Origin of the sequence: Vibrio splendidus (assembly GCF_003345295.1) — a bacterium.
Classification (GTDB): domain Bacteria; phylum Pseudomonadota; class Gammaproteobacteria; order Enterobacterales; family Vibrionaceae; genus Vibrio; species Vibrio splendidus_K.
On the sequence record NZ_CP031056.1, the window covers coordinates 807,996 to 834,450 of the forward strand.

General features: G+C 42.5%; 22 protein-coding genes. 16 read left to right on the forward strand and 6 right to left on the reverse strand.

The genetic code is table 11. The annotated features are described in order from the left end of the window. Positions 1–249: 249 nt before the first annotated feature. The 3 genes from DUN60_RS19285 (at position 250) to DUN60_RS19295 (ending at position 3,742) form a co-directional block, all read left to right on the forward strand. Positions 250–1,626 carry a metal-dependent hydrolase family protein gene (locus DUN60_RS19285; protein WP_114634982.1) on the forward strand — a complete coding sequence of 459 codons (1,377 nt, stop codon included), beginning with the start codon at positions 250–252 and terminating at the stop codon, positions 1,624–1,626. A 203-nt stretch (positions 1,627–1,829) separates the two neighbouring features. Then, positions 1,830–2,378 carry a DUF3299 domain-containing protein gene (locus tag DUN60_RS19290; RefSeq protein WP_237290151.1) on the forward strand — a complete coding sequence of 183 codons (549 nt, stop codon included), beginning with the start codon at positions 1,830–1,832 and terminating at the stop codon, positions 2,376–2,378. Positions 2,379–2,500: 122 nt separating this feature from the next. Beyond that, on the forward strand, positions 2,501–3,742 hold the full coding sequence (locus DUN60_RS19295) for a carbohydrate porin (protein ID WP_422641391.1): 1,242 nt from the start codon (positions 2,501–2,503) through the stop codon (positions 3,740–3,742). Positions 3,743–3,838: 96 nt separating this feature from the next. On the opposite strand, the gene DUN60_RS19300 is transcribed toward DUN60_RS19295, so the two are convergent. Beyond that, entirely contained in the window at positions 3,839–4,306 is a 468-nt protein-coding gene (locus DUN60_RS19300) for a hypothetical protein (protein ID WP_004731619.1), read from the reverse strand. A 343-nt stretch (positions 4,307–4,649) separates the two neighbouring features. Here DUN60_RS19300 and DUN60_RS19305 point away from each other — a divergent pair, with 343 nt between their 5' ends. Both DUN60_RS19305 and DUN60_RS19310 read left to right on the forward strand, forming a co-directional pair. Further along, complete coding sequence (locus tag DUN60_RS19305; RefSeq protein WP_054545669.1) at positions 4,650–5,654, forward strand: Solitary outer membrane autotransporter beta-barrel domain; 1,005 nt, start codon at positions 4,650–4,652, stop codon at positions 5,652–5,654. A 118-nt stretch (positions 5,655–5,772) separates the two neighbouring features. Then, on the forward strand, positions 5,773–6,864 hold the full coding sequence (locus tag DUN60_RS19310) for a sensor domain-containing diguanylate cyclase (protein WP_114634985.1): 1,092 nt from the start codon (positions 5,773–5,775) through the stop codon (positions 6,862–6,864). Between the two features lie 37 nt (positions 6,865–6,901). On the opposite strand, the gene DUN60_RS19315 is transcribed toward DUN60_RS19310, so the two are convergent. Then, complete coding sequence (locus DUN60_RS19315) at positions 6,902–7,897, reverse strand: AraC family transcriptional regulator (protein WP_004731614.1); 996 nt, start codon at positions 7,895–7,897, stop codon at positions 6,902–6,904. A gap of 159 nt (positions 7,898–8,056) precedes the next feature. On the opposite strand from DUN60_RS19315, the gene DUN60_RS19320 reads away from it, so the two are divergent. The 4 genes from DUN60_RS19320 to DUN60_RS19335 are packed head-to-tail and all read left to right on the forward strand — an operon-like array spanning position 8,057 to position 11,970. Continuing rightward, a complete protein-coding gene (locus DUN60_RS19320; RefSeq protein ID WP_054545666.1) occupies positions 8,057–9,178 on the forward strand; it encodes an HlyD family secretion protein in 1,122 nt (373 codons plus the stop codon). Then, positions 9,168–10,187 carry a DUF2955 domain-containing protein gene (locus tag DUN60_RS19325; protein ID WP_114634987.1) on the forward strand — a complete coding sequence of 340 codons (1,020 nt, stop codon included), beginning with the start codon at positions 9,168–9,170 and terminating at the stop codon, positions 10,185–10,187. The genes DUN60_RS19320 and DUN60_RS19325 overlap by 11 nt, the downstream gene beginning before the upstream one ends. A gap of 22 nt (positions 10,188–10,209) precedes the next feature. After that, entirely contained in the window at positions 10,210–11,310 is a 1,101-nt protein-coding gene (locus DUN60_RS19330) for an AI-2E family transporter (protein ID WP_114634989.1), read from the forward strand. Further along, positions 11,311–11,970, forward strand: a complete 660-nt coding sequence (locus DUN60_RS19335; protein WP_016796765.1) for a potassium channel family protein — start codon at positions 11,311–11,313, stop codon at positions 11,968–11,970. Positions 11,971–12,082: 112 nt separating this feature from the next. Here DUN60_RS19335 and DUN60_RS19340 read toward each other — a convergent pair whose 3' ends face one another. Both DUN60_RS19340 and DUN60_RS24700 read right to left on the reverse strand, forming a co-directional pair. Further along, positions 12,083–12,622 carry a DUF3332 domain-containing protein gene (locus DUN60_RS19340; protein ID WP_029222428.1) on the reverse strand — a complete coding sequence of 180 codons (540 nt, stop codon included), beginning with the start codon at positions 12,620–12,622 and terminating at the stop codon, positions 12,083–12,085. Positions 12,623–12,867: 245 nt separating this feature from the next. After that, positions 12,868–13,041, reverse strand: coding sequence for a hypothetical protein (locus DUN60_RS24700; protein ID WP_208638376.1), 174 nt, complete (start codon positions 13,039–13,041; stop codon positions 12,868–12,870). A gap of 254 nt (positions 13,042–13,295) precedes the next feature. Here DUN60_RS24700 and DUN60_RS19345 point away from each other — a divergent pair, with 254 nt between their 5' ends. Further along, on the forward strand, positions 13,296–13,889 hold the full coding sequence (locus DUN60_RS19345) for a hypothetical protein (RefSeq protein WP_114634991.1): 594 nt from the start codon (positions 13,296–13,298) through the stop codon (positions 13,887–13,889). 231 nt (positions 13,890–14,120) lie between these two features. Here DUN60_RS19345 and DUN60_RS19350 read toward each other — a convergent pair whose 3' ends face one another. Further along, a complete protein-coding gene (locus tag DUN60_RS19350) occupies positions 14,121–14,330 on the reverse strand; it encodes a hypothetical protein (RefSeq protein ID WP_004731601.1) in 210 nt (69 codons plus the stop codon). Between the two features lie 971 nt (positions 14,331–15,301). On the opposite strand from DUN60_RS19350, the gene DUN60_RS19355 reads away from it, so the two are divergent. The 6 genes from DUN60_RS19355 to DUN60_RS19380 all read left to right on the forward strand — a co-directional run bounded on the left by DUN60_RS19355 (position 15,302) and on the right by DUN60_RS19380 (position 25,237). Beyond that, complete coding sequence (locus DUN60_RS19355; protein ID WP_114635078.1) at positions 15,302–16,234, forward strand: siderophore ABC transporter substrate-binding protein; 933 nt, start codon at positions 15,302–15,304, stop codon at positions 16,232–16,234. A gap of 99 nt (positions 16,235–16,333) precedes the next feature. Then, positions 16,334–17,287: an ABC transporter permease gene (locus DUN60_RS19360; protein WP_114635079.1), complete on the forward strand. Its 954-nt coding sequence runs from the start codon at positions 16,334–16,336 to the stop codon at positions 17,285–17,287. After that, complete coding sequence (locus tag DUN60_RS19365; protein ID WP_016793444.1) at positions 17,280–18,230, forward strand: iron chelate uptake ABC transporter family permease subunit; 951 nt, start codon at positions 17,280–17,282, stop codon at positions 18,228–18,230. Before DUN60_RS19360 ends, DUN60_RS19365 begins: the two co-directional genes overlap by 8 nt. A gap of 12 nt (positions 18,231–18,242) precedes the next feature. Next, positions 18,243–19,007 carry an iron ABC transporter ATP-binding protein gene (locus DUN60_RS19370; protein WP_017094730.1) on the forward strand — a complete coding sequence of 255 codons (765 nt, stop codon included), beginning with the start codon at positions 18,243–18,245 and terminating at the stop codon, positions 19,005–19,007. Between the two features lie 289 nt (positions 19,008–19,296). Then, positions 19,297–20,322: an HD-GYP domain-containing protein gene (locus DUN60_RS19375; RefSeq protein ID WP_054545659.1), complete on the forward strand. Its 1,026-nt coding sequence runs from the start codon at positions 19,297–19,299 to the stop codon at positions 20,320–20,322. Beyond that, complete coding sequence (locus tag DUN60_RS19380; RefSeq protein ID WP_114635082.1) at positions 20,315–25,237, forward strand: ATP-binding protein; 4,923 nt, start codon at positions 20,315–20,317, stop codon at positions 25,235–25,237. Before DUN60_RS19375 ends, DUN60_RS19380 begins: the two co-directional genes overlap by 8 nt. A gap of 156 nt (positions 25,238–25,393) precedes the next feature. Here DUN60_RS19380 and DUN60_RS19385 read toward each other — a convergent pair whose 3' ends face one another. Then, on the reverse strand, positions 25,394–26,284 hold the full coding sequence (locus tag DUN60_RS19385) for a LysR family transcriptional regulator (protein ID WP_114635084.1): 891 nt from the start codon (positions 26,282–26,284) through the stop codon (positions 25,394–25,396). Positions 26,285–26,455: the final 171 nt, after the last annotated feature.

Here is a 26,455-nt window from a genome sequence, read left to right on the forward strand (position 1 = left end):
TCAAAATCATTAAGTAAACAGGACTTGATCCGCATAATCACTCATTGTCACCAAATGGCCATTTTTCAACATTGAATACTGTCAGTATTGCTACTAAGTTATTGAATGTTGATAGGATGTTTTTATTTTGTTATTTGCGAGTGTCGCGGGTAATGAAAAACACCTTTGAAACCTCATAACACTCATTAGTAGTTACGGAATCGTTATGGGAAGTGGATTCCACTCATTTATGGATAACAAGGTGTAAAAATGAAAAATACTGGCTTAAAGCTCTCTGTTGTGGCTCTTTCGTGCGCGTTTGCTCTTTCTGCAAATGCGGCGTCAACGTTGTTTACTAACGTCGACATATTCAATGGTACAGAAGATAAACTGTACGAAGATCATCACGTATTGGTTGAAGATAACCTGATCAAGCAAATCTCCGCAACGCCAATTGAAGCAGGTGAAGCTGATGTGATTGATGGTCAGGGTAAAACCTTAATGCCGGGTCTAATCGATGGCCATGCTCATATCATGATTAATTATAATTTTGGTGATATCGAATCTAATAAAGACCTGACTGACATTTCAATTCATGCGACTCAAGTTGCTAAACGCTTCTTAGATGATGGTTTTACTACTGTTCGTGATATGGGCGGTCCAGCCTTTGGTCTAACTCGTGAAATTGAGGCGGGTAACGTTGTCGGCCCGCGTATTTACCCTTCTGGTACATTTATTTCTCAAACCTCCGGTCATGGTGATTTCCGAGACCGAAGTGACTCAGGTTTTTCTCCAAATTCTGTGGGTGACATTTCTAACTTTGAACGTATGGGGATTGGTGCAGTTGCCGATGGCGTTCCTGAAGTATTGAAAGCAACACGATTGAACCTACGAAATGGCGCGACTCAAATCAAGATCATGGCTGGTGGCGGTGGTTCATCTCGATTTGACCCAATAGATACGACTCAATACTCGGTTGATGAGACGTGTGCGATTGTTGAAGCCGCTAAAGATTGGAATACCTATGTCGCGGCACACACTTTTAACGATCGATCGGTAAATCGATTATTGGATTGTGGCGTTAAAAGCTTTGAACATGGGTTCTTTATTAATGATGAAACGATGAAGAGAATTGCCAAAGAAGGCGGATATGTTGTTCCTCAAATGTGGGGATTATCGCCAGATTTAGCGAAAAACCCCTTAATGCCAGCTGAGAAATTGCCAATGGTCGCCCAACTTCAAGAAGAATACGGTGATTACGGTAAACGATTGTTAGAAAACAATGTGAAGGTCGTTTTTGCCTCTGACTATGTCGGAGCAGATTCCGATGCAGAGAGAGCTCGTCGTTACGAAATTTACTGGCGAACACAAGCTTTCGGCAGCAACTTTGAAGTATTGAAACAAATGACTTCAACGGCCGGTGAGATGTTGGCGATGTCAGGCCCTAGAGGCACCACACAAGGGAAATTAGGCGTTATTGAAAATGGAGCGGTTGCAGACATCTTATTGATTGAGGGTAACCCATTGGAAGATATGGCAGTGATAGGCGCGACTCCGGAATGGTTCGACGCTGATCCTGAATACAAGACTATCGATACTATTAAATTGGTAATGAAAGATGGTGTTGTATACCGCAACGAAATGTAATTTACGATTCGATTTTTAATCATTTGGTAGAGGAGCTTTTCCTCTACCTACTTCCTTTTTGTTGTGTTTGGTTGGAGTAGATTTTGATGGTTGATTTAAAATCAATAGGCTCATTTTTTATGTTCTGTTGTTTGTCATTTTCATCATTGGCTAGTGAAATAAAAGTGACGTACTGGGATGAGTTAGTTCCGAATATGGAGTTAATGGAGGATCCATTTCAAAAGTTAGATAGAAATCAGATGTTTGACATGGCGACTATTGCTCGCTTTAAAGAGGCTCAGGCTGAAGACGGTTTTGTGGCAAGTGATAAAGCGAGACAAGAAATCGTCGAAGTTACTGAAAGATTAAAAAAGCAAGATATAGATGTAGAAGCATTGTTCGTTGCTCGTGCTCAGATCATGAAGCAACGCGAAGCGTTAGGTTCAAAACCCAATACAGAGGTAGTAGGTAGTAAACATCGTATCCCTGGTTACATCACGCCGATTGAAATGGATGGAACTAAGGTGACTAAGTTCTTTTTAGTGCCTTCTGCTGGAGCGTGTATTCATACACCACCGCCTCCAGCGAACCAGCTTGTATTGATTGATTTTCCTGAGGGCATTGAATTGGTCAGCTTAATGACACCAGTTTGGGTTGAAGGGCAGTTAACGGGTCATCAATCGAAAGAAAATGTGAATTACTCTGACGGCGCAGCCAATGTGCAGTCGGTGTATGCGATGAAAGCGGAAGGTATAGAACAGTATCAACCTTAGCTAGCGCATTTAGTTGAATCCAATCTCTTGTTGGAAGTATCTAAATCACTCAGTGTCATCAAATGACAATTTTCAATGTGAGTAATGAATAAAATAAAACTAACTTAAAAAGCACTGGTGACATGATGAACTCAAGATTCTCTAAAGTAAGTATGGCTATTGTTATGGCGGCTAGCCCAATGAGCGGCGTTGTTTACGGCGCTAACTTTGAAGGCCCAGATTCTGTTGAAAATACAATTGCAGAGCAGAAAGCACAAAAGAAATCTTGGAGGGAGTCATTAGCTGAAGATGGATTTACATTTGGTGCAGATTACTTTGCTTTGGGGCTGACCTCTGGGGATGGGGTTGGCGGCGATAGCGTTGATGCATCGTCGGGTGTGGCACGATTATACGGTTCATGGCATCTATTAGGAAACGGCACACAGAACTCAGGTAGCTTAGTTTGGAAGGTGGAACATAGGCATGCCTATGGTGATACTCCGCCAAAAGACTATTCATTCGGCCCGCTTGGCTATGTCGGTGCAATTGGTCCGGCATACAGCGACCAAGGGTTTCGTGTTACGGACTTAAATTGGAAGCAAAAAATCAATGATGGCAAAGGCACCATTATTGTCGGTTGGCAGGATGTAACGAATTATGCGGATGTTTACGCTCTAGCAAGCCCGTGGTCTGGCTTTACTAACTTGGTATTCTCGACAGGCTCAGGTGCGATGGGCTTACCGGATGACGGTGTATTGGCCCTTTCTGCCGGTCATATGCTAGGCGAAAACTTTTATGTGGTCGGTGGTATCGCTGATGCAAATGGTCAGTCAGATGATATTTTTGATGGCTTTGATAGCGCTTTTGGTAGTGATGCGTCTTACTTTACAACACTTGAATTAGGTTGGACGGCTTCACAAGACCTGATTTATACAGACAACTTCCATGTGACGTTCTGGGATTTTGGTGACGATACTCGCCACAGTAATAGCCTTGCAACTGAAGGCGGCTCAGGTGTCAATTTCTCATGGAGTCAGTTTATCACGCCGCAAGTTATGCCGTTTGTGCGAGGTGGTTTCTCAGAAGGTGATGTTGCCCTTTACGATAAATCAATCTCTGTTGGTATGGGATATTTCGGGTTAGGAAAACCGACGAACAACCTTGGTGTTGCGCTAAACTGGGCGGAAGTGAATGGCGATTCTTTTGAAGCTGATGCGAAGGCGATAAGTGGCAGTACAGAGCAATGGACGGCTGAAATTTACTACAACATGCAACTCAACGATTTCATCCAAGTGACACCTGATATTCAATACATTAAAGATCCAGCTTTCTCCAATGAAAGTAGCGCTTGGGTGTTTGGTGTTAGAGCGAGAGTCTTTATCTAACTTCTCTGTTTGTTAATCGCTGAAACGTAAAGAATAGATGTAAAAAGTGAGCCTGTTTGGCTCACTTTTTTTGTCTTAGGTCTGTATCAAAAGCGGCTATGCTTTTTCGGCTTTGGGCGTGTCATCGAGTGCGAAGTAGATTTTTGAAACAATAATCTCTGCGACCAAAATCGTGAATACCACAGCGAAGAATGCCACCACACCATTCCATGGGCCTGTGAAGTCTACCTTGTCGCCAAACAAGATATTGATGGCTTCCAACATCACAAACTTAGAGCCCACCAAAATCACGTAACTGGATAAACCGCGATAAATCTTAGGCGCTGTACCCGGTTTAGATTTGAAGTAATCTGCGAGCTTATGTTCTAAGCCAATAGACAGTTTGAGCAGGAGTTGTAGCAGAATCGCAGCTGCAAATGAGATGGTGAAAGACTCGATATTGACGAAGTCCCAGTATTCATCAAAAAAATTAAGAACCGTTAAATCGACGAGTACCGCAAGCGTGTATCCGACAAAGAGTCGTTGGGGCGTATTAAATCCATATACTTTTTCTATATTGCTCATCTACTTCTTCCTGAGTAAAGGGTTATAAAAAACTTAGAAGATAATCCTATAATTTTCAATCGCTTATTGTTTTATATGCGAAATAGGTCTTAAAGTCAGTTTGGCGCATTATGGTAAGTAAGCGTTTTAAGAATGATTCAAGATAAGACTTCAATTTAGACAGAGGCGCATATGATTATTCATTTTAGAATCCAAGACGTAGAAGAACTTTGGGGAGCCATCGATTTAGCAACGCTCTTGCAGCTGGAACTGAGAGCAGTATCAACCACACCGTTAACTCTCTGATTGAATTAGTTAAGTTACCAATTACACTTGAAGCATAAGTTTGAATGGAGTCAACTTAATGCTTTCACCCCTATCGCACTATCCCCGTTCTATTATTCTGCTCTTAATGGGCCTCAGTTCTTCCTCGGCCTATGCATCCAATGAATTGATTCAGAACCGCTTAGAGAAGATATTTTCTGTGTCAATTGCGCTGACTGACAGCGATGCCATTTCAATTGGCTTTGTGGATTTTGATCCTAATTCGTTTATCAATTTAAACGACAGTGGTTTTGGATCCGATAAAACCATCGATACTCGAAGCCAAGTGAGTGTGGGCTCCATCCCTTACTCTTCCGTGATTAAAACGGATGACCCTGACTTCGACCTTATTTGGTCTGTGCGAGGGTCTTATGCGCTTTCTGAACAGGATATTGAGATCTCATCAGATGTGACTCCTGACCGTCGTGTTAACCCAAATGAAGACTCGGTATTGGGCCTGTATGGCTTTTTCGGAGGGCAAAACCATTTAAACCAGCATTGGTCTATCGCCTATGGGTTAGGCACTCACTTGCTCTATTACCGCAATAAATACGAATACAACAACAGCTACTCTCAAGCATTTCAATCTCAGCTAGATGGCTACGCATTGAATACATCAGCATGGGCGCTTGTTGCTGAACCTTCAGTCAAACTTCAATACTTGCAACCAAAGGAGTGGGGCAGTTGGAATGTGTCTTCCAGAGTTCGTTACTTTTATGGAACAGGCTGGGGCGAAGCGAACGATGGCGATATCGGTAACCCAGAAGGGATGCGATTCATTAATGAACTAGAGTTTAGGCAAAATGTAGCGCTCGATGCTTGGTCGCTTAATAACCCTCAAATCCACTATAACTTAACAAGAATCGATGTCGCGGGTGATTTGACTGCTCCTTTAGATACGCACTATTACTATGAATTCGGGGCCGGATTAGTATTTGATGTGCCTTACGATTCTTACTTTTTTGACAATTTCGGGATTGGAATTAACTTCAATTATGGCAGCTCACTCAGTGGCGGTAGCTTGCTATTCTTACTCAATAATTAGCATAAGTTGTTGATCTTAATGGTACTCATATAATTTGAATTTGTATGTGTCGTAAAATGGTAAATATCTTAGTGAAAACTTAGCCATCATAGTCATTCGCCCATCACTAGAGCAGACTATGAATAAGTTAAGTTTTGACCGAAAAATGCCGCTATACGTGGTGTCTACACTTGCCCTTAATATGGCAGTTAGCTTGTGGTTATTGAGTATGGCTTCTTCGGCAGTCATGGCTTTTTCTGTGTGCGCGTTGTTTTTGCTCAGCACCCTCATTACTGCACGCCTATATCGACATGAAATGGCTCAAAGCAAGAATAGCTTGTCTGAAGCGATCATTGATGGCGTCGCTGGTTTTATCATCCTCGATAGTCAATTGAGGGTAATACAAGTCAATCAACAGTTCTCTAGAGTTTCAGGCTATGCCTTTAATCAAGTCGAGTCTCGCCCGATTTCTGATCTCTGTTTTATGAATAACAGCAGTTTAATATCGACCATTACTCGCTCACTCAAGGAAAACCAGAGATGGAAGGGGGAGTTGAGTGGAGTCAGTCGACTTGGCGAACATTTTACTGTGAATGTGGTTGTCGAAAAGTTAGCTGAAATACTGTCGCACAATAATAAATATGTGGTGACCTTTACGGATATTAGTCGACGCAAAGTATTAGAACGTCGATTAAGAATGTTGGTGGACACAGATTCTCTCACAGGGTGCTGGAACCGCCGCCGTTTTGATAAAGAACTTAACCATTATTCAAACTTAGCGGAGCGTTATGGTTATACACACTCTTGTTTGGCGTTGATCGATTTAGATCATTTCAAGGCCATCAATGATAATCATGGTCATGACCAAGGTGATTCAGCGCTGAAAGAGGTCGCTGAACTGTTGAGAAATAACAGTCGAGAAACCGACATCGTCGCGCGAGTAGGCGGCGAGGAGTTCGCTATCTTAATGCCCGAAACTAATTTGGCAGAAGCGTTTGAGGCGATGTATCGATTGAAAGAAGTGATTGCCAAAGGAACAACACTGAACCTGACTGTGAGCAGTGGTGTATCTGAAATACAGGCACAAGCTGAAGCGACCTATCGCAGTGCGGATAAGGCGCTTTATCGCGCTAAAGGTAATGGGCGAAATAGAGTGTGTAGCTCTAGCTCTAGCTCTAGTTCTAGCTCAGGCTCAGGCTCGGGCAGTGCAGCGCCCATTGTCCTTGGTTAGGCGTGTGTTGCAATTAACTAATCGGTGAGAGCGGTATCTAAGCCGAAATCGAGCGTTGATAGATCTTGGGTGTTAACCCTGAAACGCGCTTAAACGCACGAGAAAAATGCGAGATGTTGGTGTAACCGAGCTGGCTAGAAATGTAGGTCAGCGTGTGGCCTTCTTCCATCAGTTCGCAAGCTACCGAAAACATCAGGTTTTCTTTGATCTTTCGATAAGTGGTGTTTTCGTTCTTGAGTTTGCGTTGGAACGTTCGCACCGAAAAGTTGAGTAGCTCAGCGGCTTCTTCAAGAGAGAGGTCTTGTTCTTTCATGTACGGCTTTAGAAGCTCATAAACGCTATCGGTAAAGCTGGTGTGCCACTCAATCAGTGTCGGTTTAGCACTGAGTTCTTTAGAGGTTAGGCGAATTGGGAGTTGTAAGATTTCTTCAGGAATAAGCACAGCCGTCGACGACTGATCAACAAACAGTTGGCAGCTACTTGGCACCAGTGTTTTGACGACATCGATGTCATGTCCTTGAAGACGAACCTTATTAGGTAACCATGGGGATTGGGATAAAATGGTTATTAATTCAATGATATATGTAATCGCAAAAGCTTCCCCCCATTGAAACATAGGGGAATTGTCTTCGGGGGCAGTTCGGCAAAACCAGCTCTGACCGTGTTCTTGAATAAACTCGACTTTGCTGCCTGGGGAGTCATAGGCAAAGATTGAATTGATCTGTTTTAGTGCATCACCAATGGTTTCGAATTCGGTAAATTGATGCAAGACATTTGGGATGATTCGACGTCGAAATGCGAGTCCAAGAATATCGGTGAACCGAGATACGCCGAGTTGTGCTGATGTCAGATAAATCAAACGCTTAATGGATTCCGATGGCACAAAATCACTTTCTGATTCGATAAGGTCGGGTGGTAAACCGGAATCTTTGAGCAACAGATGTAAATCAAGACCATAGTCAGAAAAAACCTGAACCAGAATTTTAGCGTAGTTCGTTTGAATTACCGGGACTTGGTAGTGACTAGAGGTCATTGGAATACAATCCTGTATATATTGTTGCATTATTAGACGTGCATATCATTTGCAACGTTTTGTTTACTAAATCTAACCCTATTTACTTGAGTTTTCCATCGCTGGGTTTATTTTTAAAGTATTAATTTTGTTGATGTTAGTTATCTAGAAGGGAGTCCCATGTCAGAAGCCAAAGGGAATAAGCAAGAAGCCAATGAAGAAGTTGGCCAGCAAGAAAATGGAAAAGACAAAGTAAGAAAGGTCACAAACTACCTATTGTTGTTTGTTGCATTCATGTTGATCTTCAGTGTCATTTCAGACCGCATCATCCCTATTACTGATAATGCTCGTGTAAAAGGTTATATCGTTCCAATCAAGCCAGAGGTGTCGGGTAAAGTACTCGATATACTGGTTCAACCTAACCAACTGGTTAATCAAGGCGACAAGTTAGCCATTTTAGATGAGTCTGATTACAAAATTGCAGTACAACAAGCCGAGCAAAATTTAGAGATTGCAGGCCAAAATGTCGGTGCTCAAACCGCGAGCATTGCTTCAGCTCAAGCGAAACTCACTTCAGCGATTGTTGAAAGACAAAACACCAAACTGCAAGCCAAGCGTGTTTTAGAGATGGCCGATAAAGGTGTGGTTTCTAAATCAGACGCAGATAAAGCGCGAGCAGCATTAGCGACCTCTCGGGCGGCTGTTGTGAATGCAGAGGCTGATCTTGAAGGTGCGAAGCAACAAATGGGTAAAGAAGGCCAAGAAAACAGTCAAGTGAAAGCTGCGTTGCTGGCTCTTGAACAAGCTCAATTGAACCTAGAGCGCACCGTGATTACCGCGCCGACACAAGGTGGGGTTTCTAACTTTAGCCTGTCTGAAGGGTTTTATGCATCGGCAGGGCAAGCAATCATGACCTTTGTTTCAACCGAAGATATTTGGATTGAAGCTTATTATCGAGAGAACAGCCTAGGTAATGTAACGGTCGGTGATGAAGTTGAAGTGGCGTTAGATTTCGCACCGGGCAAAGTGGTAAAAGGGCGCGTAAGTAGTATCGATTGGGGTGTTGATTGGGGGCAAAATGATCAAGCAGGTAAGCTTGCGCAAGCTAGCCAACAAACGGGTTGGTTGCGTCAAACACAGATGCTTCCTATCACTATTGAATTTGAACGAGATGAGATGCAAGGCATGCTTCGAGTGGGTGGCCAAGCGGATGTGATTGTTTATAGCGGCGACAACTTTGTGTTCAACGCGATAGGCAAAGTTTGGATTCGTCTGATTAGCGTATTGTCTTATGTCCGATAAGCCGATTCTTGACCAGCAAATACAGCAACGGATCCTGAGGTATACGGTTGGGGTCACGTTGGCTGTTTTCTTGGCGGCATGGATAAACTGGCCACTTGCGTTTGTGGCGCCAGTGTTCACTGCTAAATTCCTAATTGATAAACCAAATCTCCATAAGGAAACGGTCTACGAATTGCTCTTGGCAGTTGTGGTGACTATGGGGTTAGGTTTATTGCTATCGCGAGGAATTACCCATTACCCAATCCCATTGCTGATTTTAGTGGGGCTAATGATGCTTTGGGGTTACTACTTGTTTGTCGACCCTAAATGGAACCTGTTCGCCACCATATTGTTGATTGCTGTCTTGATGTTGCCATTCATGGCGATTGATAACCCTGGCGTTTCGGTAATGCTGGCATCTGGCTTAGCAACTTCTGGTGTGGTTTCAGTGATGATCTTTGCGTTAGTGCATGTATTTTTCCCTGAGCCTAAATCGGAGTTCTCAGGTTTTGCTGCTGCACCACTCGAAAAGAAACAGCGTTGGTATGCGGCCTTTAGGGCGATGATTATCTCCTATCCAGTGGTATGTTTTTTCTTTATTTTTCAAATATCTGAAGCTTTATTGACAATGATGTTCATTGCGCTGTTATCGTTGATGATTACGTCAGAGAAGTCGATAAAGTTGAGTGCTTTTCTAGTGATAAGTAACGGTATCGGGGGATTGCTCGCGATAGCGGCTTTTTCAATCCTTTCGATTGTTCCTAATATTATCTTCTACTCTTTATTCATAGGCTTGGTCGCTATTGTGATCGCCAAGAAGATCTACACAGTTCCCGAAAAAGCGCCGATTTTCGCCACTGCATTTAGTACGTTGTTAGTACTTGTCGGTAGCACTTTGATGAGCTCAGGCGACATCGATAGCAACACTCTTATACGCATATTCCAATTAGTGTTAATTGGTATATATATGATTTTGGCTTCTTTATTCCTAGAAACTCGGAATTGGAAGTTCCTACAAAATCAGCCTTAATTATGTCTTACAAGGACGTCTCATGAAGTTAACCGATGATTTTTCAAAACAGGCGATAGACGCTGCCATCAAAATCGCAGCGATTGCCATGCTCGTGTATTGGTGTTTCTCGATTTTGCGCCCATTCATTCTATTGGTTATTTGGGGGGCGATCATTGCAACTGCGCTCTATCCAGTTGCTGTCGCCATTTCAAATAAGACGGGAATGTCGAAAGGAAAAGCCAGCGCGTTACTGAGCTTTATCGGAGTACTGTTACTACTCATTCCTTTAGTCGCGCTCTCTTCCGGTATTTACACCAGTGCTTCGGACCTAATGACAGGGCTACAGGACGGAACCTTGTCTCTGCCGAAACCCAAAGAGTCCTTGCAAGATATCCCATTAGTTGGCGAAAGAGTCTATGCCGCCTTGGTCCATGCTTCTTCGAATATAGAGGGCGTGTTTATCACGTATGCAGACGAACTTAAGGTATTTGCTTCTAAAATGGCATCGATCTTAGGCTCATTGGGCGGTGGTTTTGTCCAATTTATTATCTCAACCATCATTGCAGGTGCGTTCATGAGTAACGCCGATAAATGTCAAACCGGTGTGACTCACTTAGTGGTTCGTTTAACGGATGGCAAAGGCGTAGAGCTCGTGCAGTTATCTAAATCGACTGTGCGCAGCGTTGTGCAAGGTGTGATTGGTGTTGCTGTGATTCAATCTATCATGTCGGCAATTGGTTTGGTTATCGCGGGTGTTCCAGCCGCGGCATTGTGGGCGCTAGCGGTGTTACTGGTCGCTATTATTCAGTTGCCGCCGATTCTTGCTTTGTTACCTGCCATTATTTACATGTTCAGTGTTGAATCGACACTGGCGGCGAGCTTGTTCTTAGTGTGGTGTATTTTGGTAAGCGGCAGTGACGCTATCTTGAAGCCAGTACTGCTGAGCCGTGGCTCTCACATTCCAATGTTGGTTATTTTACTCGGCGCACTGGGCGGAATGGCGATGTCAGGAATCGTCGGTCTGTTTGTTGGTGCTGTGATACTGAGTTTAAGCTATGAGCTGATGATGGCGTGGCTTGGGCTTGAAGAGAAAAACCAAGAAGAAACTGAGAAAAAACCAGTAGAGGCAGAGGACAAATAGATGAAGCCAGTCTCTAAAGACGACAACTTCTACTTCTTATTCTATGCACTGTTGGTGTTGTTTTTTGGTTGCGCGGTGATGCAGCAGTTTTATCCTCAAGGCCAGAAAACAATACTATTTCTCATCATCATTACTCTGGCGAGTTCAATTGTTGGTATCCATAAAGAGCGAGCTTTGTATCGATCTTGGTATGGGATGTTGTTGATTACGGCATTGGTGTCTGGTGTGTTTTCGTTTTTGGAAGGCTATAATCTGTCGATAGTGACCCTATCGGCGTTGGCTGTGTTCTTGTTTTCACACATTTACTCGGCGTTAAAACAGGTGATGAAAGCAAAAACGGTAACACCCAATCACATTATCGGCTCGATCTGTATTTACTTGTTGTTGGGGTTCGCTTGGTCGACCATCTACTTGTTGATTTTAGAAATATTTCCCAACGCCTTTAATGGGTTAGAAGAGCAAATCTGGCTAACCAATTTGTTTAATGCGATGTACTTTAGCTTTATCACGTTGACTACGGTTGGTTATGGTGACATATCACCGGCATTACCTATTGCTCAGTTCTTCGTGTTTATGGAATCCATTATCGGCAGTTTTTACTTGGCCATCATGGTGGCGAGTTTGGTGAGCATTCGACTTACACAGTCTCAATCTCAATAGGGCATTTACAAATAATAGAGCACATACGAAGAAGCCCAGCAGTTGCTGGGCTTCTTATATTTTGTGAGCTTTAAAGTCTTTTTAAGTTTGAACTCTGTGTGGGCGATGAATCTTACGCTTCAGTGCCTTGTATCTTCTCTAATTCAGCGATGGTCGTTTGTGACACAAGCTGACCATCCATGTAATAGCTAACATTTTGACCCTCTTTGATACCTGTCAGAGTTGCCGTTTCACCAGAGGTATAGACGATGTCCATTTGAACCGTGTTTTCGTCAATCTTAATCATCTCACCCGTTTCAATCGTGCGATTGTTTGAAATTGGCCCAACAGGTGCTTCTTTCAAGCTTGGGTCTAGGTCGTCGTTCACTTCGAAGTGTGTATCTGTTTTTGTATCAAATACGTGTGGTGAACCACTGATTGGGTTTTTACCTGTCCAGAATTCGAGTGAGTTGAATACGACATAGTCGGCTGCGGTTGTAATACCGTACACAGGCGCTAATAAGAAGTTTACACCTGCACGAGCATAGCGGTTATCGACAACTTCAACGTTAAATTTCATCACTTTCCCTGTTACGGCGTTGCTGCCGATACAACCAGTTAGCGCAGAAGCCAAAACCGTTAGTCCTACAATTTTAAGTGCAATCTTTTTCATTTTAGTACCTGTATAAGTTAGAAGTCTGTTTTGTTGGAACAGGTGTAGTATGGTTTTTATTCGATTCAGAGTTTTACCATTTAGCGCCACTGACGATAGAAAATTGGTTATGTACTTTAAGTATCAAAAGCTAGATCTAGAAAACCTGGCTACAAAAATGGGAGCATAAAAAAAGCGCGACCTAACAGGGCGCGCTTTTGGGTATTTGGATAAGTCGTAATGAAAATAACGACTCCAATACAGAATTACTTCATCACATAAGAATAGGCCGATACGACAAGCCAGCGGAAAAATCGAAATAAAAGGGTAGTGGCTTTAACGGTAAACTTGGCGATTGATACCGTTGCTTCTGCACCAACGCTAACGCACTTATGCAGATCGGATTCTTTGTATTCGGAATAGGTCATATGGTTTCTCATTTCTCGCTGTTGTCTTTCATATGTAAGTAATGACTCCTGTCTGGCGATATACCCTGTACGACTAATGTACGAATATTCATCGATAGAAACTTACCATTTAATGCCAAGTAGTGTGAAAACTAGCCAAAAGATAACGTGTTGAGAGAAATTAAGTACGTACCTAGATGTAACCTATCAAGTTACCGAAAAAACGAGGTTATATAGTGGTATGATCGCGGGCTCAGCACCATAAGTGATAAAGAATAGGAAACAGAATGACTCACCTTACCGATCAGCAAGAAGCTGCAATGGCGACGTTTAAGGAAAACTTACACCTTCCAAATGGTGGTTTTCATAAACTGATTATCGATCTAAGTAAGGAATATCAGCTGCCATTTCAAAAGGTGCGCGCCGTTTTAAAGAAAGCTCAAAAAGACGTCGAACGTCAAATACGCGAAGATTTTGCGAGTATCGATGATAGGGTTCTTAGCCAAGAGAATTGGGTGAACATCATTAAGTCAAAACTTGTCGAACTGGCGGAAGATAACCAAACGGTGATGGATAAGCTGCAACTCAATCTGAAATATCAAAAAGTATTGTCGGCAACCAATGGTTCAATCGCAAGTGAAGACGAGCGTGACGAATTGATTGAAGAGTTGATTCAAGCTTATGAAAAAGAGGTATTCAAACCTTTATTGGCGATGCTGCATACAACAAAGCTGTATTGGAAATTAATGCTGGTGGATGAGACATGTAAGATGAATGAGGAGAATCGTGAGAAATTTAGTGATTACCCTCAACACATGCAAGCTGCAGAACACTTATATACTCTTGATCAGAAGTTAAGGTCGATGCCGTTAACTTATTAGTCCATGAATGCACTGATAATGACTCATTGGTGATTCAGAGTTTGATATAAGTTGGTTTCAATAGAAGTACGATAACCTAGCTAGCGTTAGCCGCGCGTGAAATGCAAAAAGGGCTAGGTTTCTGATCTGTTTTACTTCTACTCTATTTTGTTCTGCTAGAGCGAATTGAGGGTGACATCTTTTACATCTTTGGGACTAAACGGTGTTTCTTTTTGTAGCCTATGGGAAATGCTATAGGAGTGTGAAATGTCCTAGGGTGTTTCCGTTGCCTGAAACAATAGTTCCGATGCTTTCTCGTTCATTAAATTCAAAGTCGATGAGATAACTGTGATGTTGTAGCTTGGGCAATATGTGGCGGTGGAGTATATCGCTATTGAGCTGTCGAATCTCTGTGACCCATGAAATTTCTTCTTTGTGTAAGTCTATTTTAATCTTGAGCATTTATTACCTTTTAGTTTATTGACTGATTTGTCGCGTGATAGTTGGTACCAATGGGTTTGTCGTGTTGTTCTGCGTGACATAACTGTGCCTTGTGTTTATTACATTTATATTTAAGTGATCGATCTATTTTGACTTCGCTAGCAAAAGAGCGAATGACGATAGATCGGTAGTGAGGATCGAATTTAAAAGCTATTGAATGACTATCTAGGTGAAAGCTGACGCAGAGATGGTGTAACGAGGAAATCGAGAACTGTCTTTGAGGAACTTGGACTTACTTTAGCATTAACAGCTCTATAGATTAGAGCCAAGTGGCGCACTATACGCCTAGTTTTTTGAATTGCAACTCTATTTTTAATTAAATTTAAAAATATTTTTGAATGATTTGCCGTCGCTTGTTGAGAGTTAAATGAGCGATGGGCAGGTAATTCACCATGATACCTGACCGATGTTTGGCTTTGCACCGCTTTGTGTTCTTTGTCATTAGTGGTTTTAATTGTTCAGCTAATTTATTTATGATTAAGTATCTGTTGTATATAGTCTTTACATTGTAAATTACAAGTCGTGACTCTGAGGTTGAGCGTTGTAATTCTGGAGTTTGGCGTCGTAATTCTGTGATTTAGCGTTGTAATTACAGGATTTTCGGGCACTTTTCCCCATCAGTTTATTCTTCAGATTGATGATCATTTTCCTCTTCGCGTCTTTTTGCTATTTCTGATCCCGAGTATCTCTCCTGACTACGCAAAATATGAATACTCACTTTTACATTTCTGAATAATAAAGTTGTTGTGTCGCCAGTTTAACGCAAATATAATTGATAATAGTTCTCACTTGCGTTACGGGTTTGTTATCAAAGCAATGACAGACTTTAAATTATCGTTATTTAGCCGTTGTGTTCGCCCCATGCTCGCCTATGAGTAGTGTGACTTTCATTGTCATGAGTGGTGGTTAGTATCAATGGCAAAGGAAGAAACATGAAGAAAACAATCAATTCAGTTCGCCAGTTGTTAAGCGGGTTTGCCATCATTCTTGCATCATCATTACTGATGACCGCTCAAGCGAAAACCGTGACCATTGAACACGTAAAGGGCACGGCGCAGTTTACTGAAGTACCACAGCGCGTTGTGGTACTTGGCTTTGGTAGCTTGGATGTGCTTGATCAAATTGGTGTACAGCCAGTTGGTGCGCCTCATAGCTTGCTGCCCGATTACCTAGCTTCGTACAAAGAAACGACAGCAAATACAGGATCATTGAGTGAACCGGATTTTGAAGCTATCTACATGTTGAAGCCTGACATCATTATCGCGGAAAACCGTATGCTTAAGGTTTACGACAAGCTGGCACAAATCGCTCCAACGGTCATGTTCTCTATTGAAGGTGATAAATACTGGGCTGATGCTCAGCAAAACTGGCGCGCGCTAGGTGACATCTTTGGTAAGCAAGCTGAAGTAGAAGCGATAATCAAAGAGACTCAAGCGTCTATCACGGCGGTAAACGACAAAGTTGCGTCTGACGAAACGTCTGCAATGATGCTGATGAACAACGGCAACAACATTGCGATGTTCAATAAGGGCAGTCGCTTCTCGATCATTTTTGATGATTTTGGTTTCGAGGAGTCAAAGAGTGCGACAGTGGCTCCAATTAAAGGGACTCACGGCAACCTAATCTCGTTCGAATACATTGCTGACGCAAAACCTGAAGTGCTTTACGTTCTTGACCGCGAAAAAGCGATCGGTAAATCAGAAGGGCGCGCACAACAGCTGTTTGATAACCCATTAGTTGCGGCGACACCTGCAGCGCAGAAAGGCAACATCGTTTACCTTGATTCAAGTGCTTGGTATTTGGCTGGTGGTGGCGTGACAGCGATTCACAGAATGTTGGGTGATATTGAACGAACGATTCAATAGTCATCAATCATCAGATTTTTGGGCTTATAAGAGCGTTCTTATAAGCCCTTTTTCACTTTTCATACGGACTCAAAGAGCCCTACCTTTAGTATTATTTCTATGTTGAAACCCATTGCCGCTGCTGTATTTCTTGTTGTGTTATGCATTATGTCATTGATGATTGGAGTCGCTGAAATCAGTTTTAGCGACTTCTTCAATGGCAACCAACACGCCAACTCTATTTATGTTGTTAGTCGAATCCCTCGACTGTTCGCGATTGTACTTGCCGGTGCGGGCTTGAGTGTCGCTGGCTTGATCATGCAACAGATCGTGCAGAACAAGTTTGCCGCGCCTTCGACTATGGGTACCATTGACTGCGCCATGCTTGGCTACATAGTCGGTATTCTGGTTCTGGGCAATGCAGCGCAATGGAGCTACTTAGGTTTCATTTTCGCGTTTGCGGTTTTCGGAACCATGCTATTGGTCCGCTTTCTACAACACCTTAAGTTTAAGAATGCGGTGTTGGTGCCTTTGATTGGCATCATGTATGGCAACGTTGTTTCGTCTCTAACAACCTTTATTGCTTACAAGTACGACTTAGTACAAACCATGTCGGCATGGACAATGGCGAACTTTGCGAGTGTGTTGCAAGGCAGCTATGAAATTCTTTACCTCGCAGTGCCTGCTTGTGTGTTGGCTTACTACTTCGCGAGTCAGTTCAGTGCGGCGAGTATTGGCGAGAGCTTTGCGAAAAACATCGGCTTGAATTATCAGAAGATCGTCTTCATTGGTGTTGCATTGGTCGCTATCTGTGCCTCTTCTGTAGTGATGATTGTCGGTGTTATCCCATTCCTTGGCCTTATCGTGCCGAATATCGTGTCGCTAATGATGGGCGATAACATGAAGAAGATTCTGCCTTGGACAGCCTATTGGGGCGTGATCTTAGTATTGGTTTGTGACTTGTTAGCTCGAATCGTCATCTTCCCTTACGAGATTCCAATCTCGATGGTAATCAGTGTCTTTGGCGGCTTGATTTTTATCTACCTAATCATGAGAGACAAGTCGAATGCGTGATTCAGTAAAAATTGCGATTCTGGCCATCGCGTCTTTGTGTATGGCGGCAGTATTTGTGGGGCAGGGACTTACGTGGGATAACTATGAGTTCTTCTTGTCTCTGCGACTACCCAAACTGCTGTCGATTGTGCTGGCGGCGGTGGCGATCTCGGCGTCGTCATTGGTTTTCCAAACCATCACTAATAATCGAATTCTAACCCCATCCATCTTGGGCTTTGATAGCTTGTATATGCTGGTTCAAACGGTACTTCTGTTTGTATTTGGCAGTACCAGTTTCTGGGTGATTGATTCAATCGCAAACTTTTCGATGTCTGTGACTGTGATGATTTTGTTCTCGTTTGCTCTGTTCCATTTCTATTTTAAGAGCAAGCGAAATAACGTATTCACACTGCTTCTGATTGGTATCGTATGTGGCAGCGTATTCTCGAGCTTAGCGAACTTCCTTGCGATGTTGATTGATCCCAATGAATTTGCGGTGTTGCAGAATGTGATGTTTGCAAGCTTCAATAACGTGAAAGGCGAACTGGTTTACCTCAGCCTTATTCCATTAGGTTTGAGCTTGCTTGGCCTGTGGTTATTAGCACCTAAGCTTGATGTGCTTTGGCTTGGTGTCGATAACGCAACAAGCTTGGGCGTGAATACCAAGCGACTGACTCAGATTACCTTGGTTATTGTGTCAGTGATGGTCGCGGTATCAACTGCCTTGGTTGGCCCGGTACTTTTCTTCGGTTTAATCACAGTAAGTTTGGCTCGTCAGATATTCAGTTCTTATCAGCACCGTACTCTAATCATCGCTAGCAGCTTGTTAGCGGTAGTGTTGCTCGTGTCTGGTCAATGGTTCATCGAAAAAGTAATGGCGTTTGAAACCACAGTGAGTGTGATCATTAACTTGGTCGGTGGTTTGTATTTTATGTTCTTGTTGTTACGCACCAGAATTCAGTAAAGGTAGTAAGTAGTGATTAAATTAACAGGTTTAACTAAGAAGTATGGCAAGTCACTCGTGGTTGATGATGCCAGTGCTATGTTCCCGAAAGGAGAAGTGACTTCTATCATTGGCCCAAATGGTGCGGGTAAAAGTACACTGCTTTCAATGGCAAGCCGTTTAACAGAAAGTGACGCGGGTGAAGTGGTCATTGGCGATAAGTTATTGGCTGAGTGGGATACCAAAGAGCTAGCCAAGCACCTTGCCGTGTTAAGACAGTCAAACAACATCAATATGCGATTTACGATTCGTGAGTTGGTCTGTTTTGGTCGTTTCCCACATTCTCAAGGCCGCTTGAAAGACGAAGATCATAAGATCGTCGATACGGCACTAGAGCACCTTGGCATTACCGACATCCAAAACAAATACCTTGATGAATTGAGTGGCGGTCAGCGTCAAATGGCGTTTATCGCGATGGTTGTGGCGCAAGATACAGATTATGTGTTCTTAGATGAGCCTCTGAATAATCTAGATATTAAACACTCGGTTGAAATCATGCAGACACTGCGTCGTTTAGCGCATGAGTTCAATAAAGCGGTGGTGATCGTGATTCACGACATCAATTTTGCTTCTTGTTACTCTGATAACATTGTCGCGATGAAGAAGGGCCAAGTGGTTAAGTCGGGTAAGGTCTCTGAAGTGGTTGAAAAGTCAGTGATGGAATCGATCTACGAGATCCCATTTGAGATTCGCGAGTTCGATGGCGTTCGAATCTGTATGTATTATTCAGGTCGTTAGATTACTGGGTCTCTAGTCTGCTTAACCCCTTAGTTACCGAAATGAAAAGAGCTCCCATATGAGGAGCTCTTTTCGTATGGTTCATATGTCCAAGACAGCATATTCCCTCTTGTGTTATACGCTAATCTCTGCCGTATTTTTGACATCAGACGAGGATCAAACCGTTAGTTTGATGTCACTCGAAGATCGACTCTTCATTTTTAACAATCATTTGTCATTTTCATGTTGAGAGGTACGAAAACCCATCTACACTATGTTTATAACTGTTTGATTTTTATAAGAGGTGTCAATGAGTCGTAAACCTATAGTGTTAGTCGTGGATGACACCCCAAGTAACTTAGATGTGTTAACGGCAATCCTCAAAGATACCTATCAAGTTAAGGTCGCGATTAACGGTACTATCGGTATCAAAATAGCGAAGATGGTGCCGCAGCCAGATCTTATTCTCCTTGATATCATGATGCCTGACATCGATGGCTACGAAGTGTGCCGTCAATTAAAAGCTCAGCCAAATACTGCGCATATCCCCATTATATTCGTTACCGCAAAGATTGGCCCTGAAGCCGAAGTAAAAGGCTTGTCCTTAGGTGCTGTTGATTATTTAACGAAGCCAATTACACCTGAAATTGCACTACAACGTGTAAAAACCCATATTGCTCTTTATGACCAGCAACGAGCTTTGTTTAGTCAGGTGAAAGAGAAAACCCAAGAGATCAATCTCGGCAAACTAGAAACGCTCAACATATTGGGTAGAGCCGCTGAATTTAAAGATAACGAAACAGGCATGCATGTTATGCGCATGAGCCATTATTGCGAGATATTAGCCAAAGCCTTGGGCATGACAGACGAAGATGCCGAGACCTTACGTGATGCAGCGCCGATGCATGATATTGGCAAGATTGGCATTCCTGACAGTGTGTTACTGAAGCCAGGCAAATTGGATGCCGATGAATGGACTACAATGCAGAAACACGTCGAGTTCGGTGTTGAAATCCTTGGTAGGCAGGGCGATTCCAAACTGATGCGTATGGCCATTCAAGTCGCGCAGTATCACCATGAAAAGTGGGATGGCAGTGGTTACCCAAACCAGATAGCCGGCGAAGATATTCCATTGGTCGGACGAATTGCGGCCGTTGCTGACGTATTTGATGCCCTGACAGCAGAGCGTCCTTATAAGAAGGCTTGGAGTGTCGATGAGGCGCTGAGCTTGTTTGAAGAACAGAAAGGCAAGCATTTTGATCCGACTATCGTCGATCTTTTTTTCGTCAACTTGCCCGAAATACTAGCGATTAAAGAGAAATTTAAAGATGAATAAGCGCTTTGTTATATGGATTAAGCAGTGCTTTATACTCATTTCCAGTTTGTTGTTTCTTCTCATTGGTTTACCACATGCTCATGCCGTGAGTGTTAGTGAAGATGATTTAACCCGGTGGTTAGAAAGTAAACCTAAAGTGACCTTTATCGCGCTTTCCAGTCATTATCCTTATTCGTTTATTGATGATAGAGGGGAGGTGTCAGGTATCATTCGGGATTGGGCGAACGAGTTTGAACTTAATTATGGAATTGAGACGGATTTTATAAGCGTAAACTCTAATTCTGACGCGAAACAAGCGCTACTTGATGGGAAAGGAGATGTTTTCCCTTTCCAACAGTTTGATCCGAGCGAAGGTGGGCGATTTCTCGCTACTAATCCTTACATCCCTTACCAAATCGCGGTGATTCTTCCTACCGACGACCCTACCACCGACAACATTGAGCAGTCCGATAAGCGGCGTATCGCCATGGTTCAAGATAGTATCGATCTAGAAAAGTCGGGGGTACAACTCAGCTCAATCGAAAGAGTCCAATTTGATACTGCGATTGATGCTATCCGAGCACTGGAAGATGGTTCAGTCGATGGGATGCTCGCCGAGCCCGTTACAACATTAAATCTTGCTCACAAGAGTGGTGTATACAGTTTAGCGGTCAATTACGTTCTCGACCGCTGGAAATACATAGAAGCTGCAATGGTTGTTCGAACTAAGGACACCGAATTGCTTGCTTTGTTAAACCAACAAATTGCAACGTTTGATATTGGGAAGAAAAACCGGATCCTATCGCATTGGTTAAAAGACTCACCCTACCGAACTCCAGTTAAAGGGGTGTTTGGTTTTGGTAATCCACCATATATGTACCCGGATAGCACTTCTGTCGGTATCGAACACGACATTATGCAAAGGGCTCTAAACAACATGGGCTACCGACTTGGTGACGTTGTCACGTTGCCTCGTAGTGCTGCGAATCAAGCCATCGATAACAATAGTTCGATATCGTTTGTCTCAGGGATACAGGCTGACGGGTCTTCAGTGCACTTTTTGAGTGACAAAGTCATGGATGTTGAATTCGTGCCAGTTTCGTTAAAAAGACGTAACTTGAACCTCAAATCTGCCAAGAACCTATCTTTAGGTGCTTTGTTATTCGATGAAACATCACCAATAAAAAATTCTGTCGAACTACTTAAAGATAAGGTGAGCATCGATCGAATTGAAGATATTGATAGCTTAGAGTCTGCATTTTCTCAACTACGAGCACAAAATGTTGATTTGTTAATGGTCGAAAAACGGGTATTAAGATGGTTTGTGACAAATACTCGTTTCATTGAAATGCGTGAAATCGAACTACACGAAGATTTTAAAGTCGATTATCCAATTTATGTTGATTTTAGAACGCCCAAGTTAAGAGACAGTTTTAACGAAGCGATTAAATATTTAAAGCAAACTGATGATGAGTTTGAACAGATACTTGAAACCCAAGTTAAGAATGATCTTACTCCTGTACTTAGAAAAGCCGATATTATCGCTCAAATCTCCGCTTACTTTATTGTGAATGACCGCTTCGAAGAACTCCCTAAGATCTTTGACATATTCGATGCTGAGCACACATTCAAGGTTATTTCTGCTCAAGCGGATAATAATAAAAGACCGATTGAATCTTGGTATTTAGGCGAAGTATTAGATTCTTCGCTGAGTAAAAAGAATACGTCTGAATTATCGTCTGTTACCAAAGGTGCTGGTTATAAAACGCAAACAGGAAGTATTAATGCGGGCTTCATGACATTTTATTTTGATGTCAATTCGGTTGAGAGTAATTATGTGTATTTCCCTTCAATTGACCAATTTGAGTCATTTGGTGAAGGAGCTCAGCGTTATATCTCAGATGTTTACCAATCGAACAGCCTGACTGGTGAACTTCTTAACCTAAGTCAGAAAGAGCGTCAATGGATCAAGGATCATCCCGAACTAAAGATAGGTATCGATCCAAACTCATTACCTTATGAAGCTTTGTCAAACAAGGATGAATATATAGGGATGATTGATGATTACCTCAAGTTAATTGAACAAAAAACCGGACTGCGCCTTAGTCATGTCGACGTTGAAAGTTGGCAAGAAACTCGTCGCCTCGTTGATCATCGACGAGTACATTTAGTGTCAGCTGCGGTTGAGAACCGCTCATTAGGCGAAAGTGTAAAGCCAGCAAAAGCGCTATTCTCTAGTCGCCTTGCGATAGCTTCAAGGCGTGATGTAAATAGTATTGTGCTTAAAGAGGCTAAAGGTTGGAAGCTTGGAATATTAGCCAGTGGTGCTAATACCGAAGCCATTGTTGAAAGTTACCCAAATATTGAATGGGATCTTGTCGAATCCACCAAAGAAGGGTTGGATCGAGTTGAATCTGGTGAGCTCGATGGATTTATTGATACTGTCGATGTGTTGAATTATTTGATCAATTCATTTGGTTATCGAGGTATCGGAATTATTGGTCGATTGGATTTCTTTTTATCGCCGACCTTACACGTCATTAAATCAGAGCCGTTATTACTGTCTATTGTTAACAAAGCAATAGGAAGTATCTCTGCAGAAGACCACCAAAAAATATCCGCTAAATGGGCGGCACCTAAAGCGATTGAAAAAGTTGATTACCAACTCGTTTATACCATCTCGGTATTTTCCGTAGTGATAGTATTGTTGATTGTATTTTGGAATAGGAAATTATCTAAGCAAATCACTATTGCTAATAACGCTACCGAAGCACTTCGTAAAGCACAAAATCAGCTTTACAACATTTTGAACACGTCCCCTATAGCAGCTAGTGTTATTGTCGACGAACAAGTTCGTTATGCGAATGATACGGCGAAACGTCTTTTTGGAGTAGAACGAAGAGAGCTTTCTTCTATTGATGTTGAAGTCGTTTATAACACTTTATCCGATCGTGATGATTTGTATAAAGAACTGAGTCTTAACGGTAAGGTTGTGAATAGGGAGTTAATGCTTCGGAAATTTGATGGCAGTCGTTTTGTCGCCCTTGTTAGTTACTACCTACTCGAGCTTGATGGGGAAGTCGCGACTCTATTTTGGGCTTTTGATATTTCAGAAATGAAACGCCTAAATGAACAACTAGAAGAAGAGAAAAAGCGAGCCGATTTGGCGAGCCAAGCCAAATCTGAATTCTTAGCTAACATGAGCCATGAAATAAGAACGCCGATGAACGCGATTATTGGTTTATCTTATCTAGCGATTGGGGAAATATCTAATCCGGTCGCTCGAAACTATATTGAGAAAGTGCATCGTTCGGGTCATTCATTATTAACTATCATCAACGATATTCTTGATTTCTCAAAGATAGAAGCGGGTCAGCTTGTTATCGATAGTATTCCATTTGATCCTGTAACGACATTCAAAGATGTGATTGAGTTGATGGAGTCGAAAGCAATCGAAAAGCAGCTGAATTTATCAATGTCGATTGCGCCGGAACTAGAGACGCCAATGCTTGGTGACCCATTGAGGCTATTTCAGGTAATCCTGAACCTTATTGGTAATGCCATTAAATTTACAGAGCATGGGCAAGTAACCTTAGCCGTTGAACTGGTCAAATCTGACGAGAACAGTGTGAGTATGAAGATCATTGTTTCTGATACCGGGATAGGCATATCAGAAGAGAACCTACATAAACTTTTTCAAGCGTTTAGCCAAGCAGATAGTACCACCACACGTAGGTTTGGTGGCACAGGTTTAGGGCTTAATATCAGTCAAAAGCTTGTACAAGCCATGGGCAGTGAAATTTCAGTAGTGAGCATATTGGGACAGGGCAGTGAGTTCTCTTTTCCTTTGACGCTACCTCGGTCGAACACAGAGGAACTCGCGGACTTTAAGTCGCAAGAACTTAAACTGGATTATCATATTGAGTTTAAAGGACAAAGGGTGTTGTTGGTTGAAGACAACGAGCTGAACCAAGATTTAGCTCTGGCATATTTTAGTCGTGCTAAATTGAATGCTGATCTAGCCGAAAATGGCATAGAAGCTGTGGCGTTAGCTCAAACTAACGATTATGAAATGATTTTTATGGACCTTCAAATGCCGATTATGGATGGCTTCGAAGCGACACGAAAAATTAGAGAGTTTGATACGAAAGTTCCTATCATTGCGATGTCGGCCAATGTATTCGCTGATGCAAAACAGAGAGCAAGAGACGCAGGGGTAACGGATTTCTTAGATAAGCCAATAATCATTGATAAAGCGACCTCTTTGCTTATCAAATACATCGTGCCAGAGGTGATGGTAGAAGAGAAGGCAGCGCCGTTAGATGGGCAGGCAGAGCAACTCGAAGGCCTAACAAATCAACCTAACAGCATTAATGTGATCAGTGTGTTTTCTCAGCAACGATTTGAACAGCTCACTCATCATGATGCAGAACTTCAAAACAAACTGATTGGGAAGTTCCATAGCAGTGCCCCAAACATGATGGTTGATGCGTTTGATAATTTGGCACAAGACGATTGGATTACGCTTGAAAGAAACCTGCATACTTTGAAAAGTATGGCAGCGTCGATTGGCGGCCTCCGGTTTGCTGATTTGATGGGAGAGTTAGAAGATAAAGCTCACAATCGTTTGTGTGATGATCAAGCCCTCAGAGAAGGTGAGGCGAGGTTAGTTGAGCTTATTGCAGCAACGGAAAGCCAGATTGTGAAGCCACAAGTAGAATACATGAGTGAAGCAAGTGCGATGGGAACCGTGGTCAAAGAAGATCAAAGGGTTAAGCTACTCTCGCTGCTGGAAGCTTATGATAACGATGCAACGCAATACGTGGCCGAGTTACTTAAAGAGTATCCAAATTCTGTTGCGCTTAACGATGTGCAAAGTGCGTTAGATAATTATGACTTCGAGCGAGCCTGTCAGGTTCTCAGTACCTTGGAATAAGCCGCTTTGCTTAGTCGGCATATAACAGTTGCTGTCTTATCGCTATTACTGTCTGAATAATAAGTGCTTCAGTACTAAAGCCTTTAATCTTCTGGGTTAAAGGTTTTAAATTTAATCAACTAATCAACTAATCAACTAATCAACTAATCAACGCTTCTAACCACTCACGTTCTGTTTGATCAGATCGATAACCGTATCGTATCGGTGCGGCAGTTTTCGGTTTCGTTTTTGAACCAGATACAGTATTTCCTCAACCTCTATTTTGGGTGGCACAACGTGCAACTTGTCTCTTTCCGGGAAGTGCTCAACTGCACCTGCCGGTAAGACGGTAAAGCCTAACCCTTTCGATACTGGCAGCAAGATCTGGTGAAGCTGATTGATGTAGCCAGATCTTGGTATTTCATTAACGTTGATGTTCGCGAGATCCTTGTCTCCACACAGATCGAAATACAAAGACAGGTAGTGAGCAGAATCTGGATGCGCAATCAGGCCAATGTCGTGCAGTACTTGTGGAGTTATCTCTAAGTGAGCCAGACTGCTGTGAACGATGAGGCAGAGTGCTTCTTTACCAATGACTTGGCTCTGATAGTAACTGTCGTTTGGGGAGTGCCTAACAATGCCGATATCGGTGGTGCCTTGGATTAGGTCGTTCAATATCTTTTTGTTTGGAGCTGCTTCTAAGTTAATGCTCAGATCTTGGTGTTGCTGCTGAAGTTCAAGAAGCTTGGGATACAGACGTAAAGAGAGTGAACCCGAACAGGATAGATGACATTGCCCAGCATAAGGATTGTCAAAACTCAGAGATTCGAATAAATCTTCTTGGTCTTTTTCTAGCTTGAGCGCATAGCGATACATAATCCGACCCTGTTCGGTCAGCTCGAAGCTTTTATTTTCTCTCGATAACAGGTCACAATTGCAAGCTTGTTCAAGCTTCTTGATGTGCTGGCTGACCCCTGGTTGTGTCATGTACAACTTTTCAGCCGTTTGGGTGAAATGTCCAACTTCAACCAGAGTCTTAAATGTATTGAGCCAAAGTGGATTGATCATACTCACCTTCAAATGCTAAAGCCTATAAATAACAGAAAATTATTATTATCTTAAGTAATGATAATTTCAACTCTAGCGTCTTAAGTAACGCTAATCAAAGTCATATGGTGGTAACTATTGATATTGGTCTATTGGCCGCTTTGTAGAGTTGCTATGAGTAACAAAGTGTTG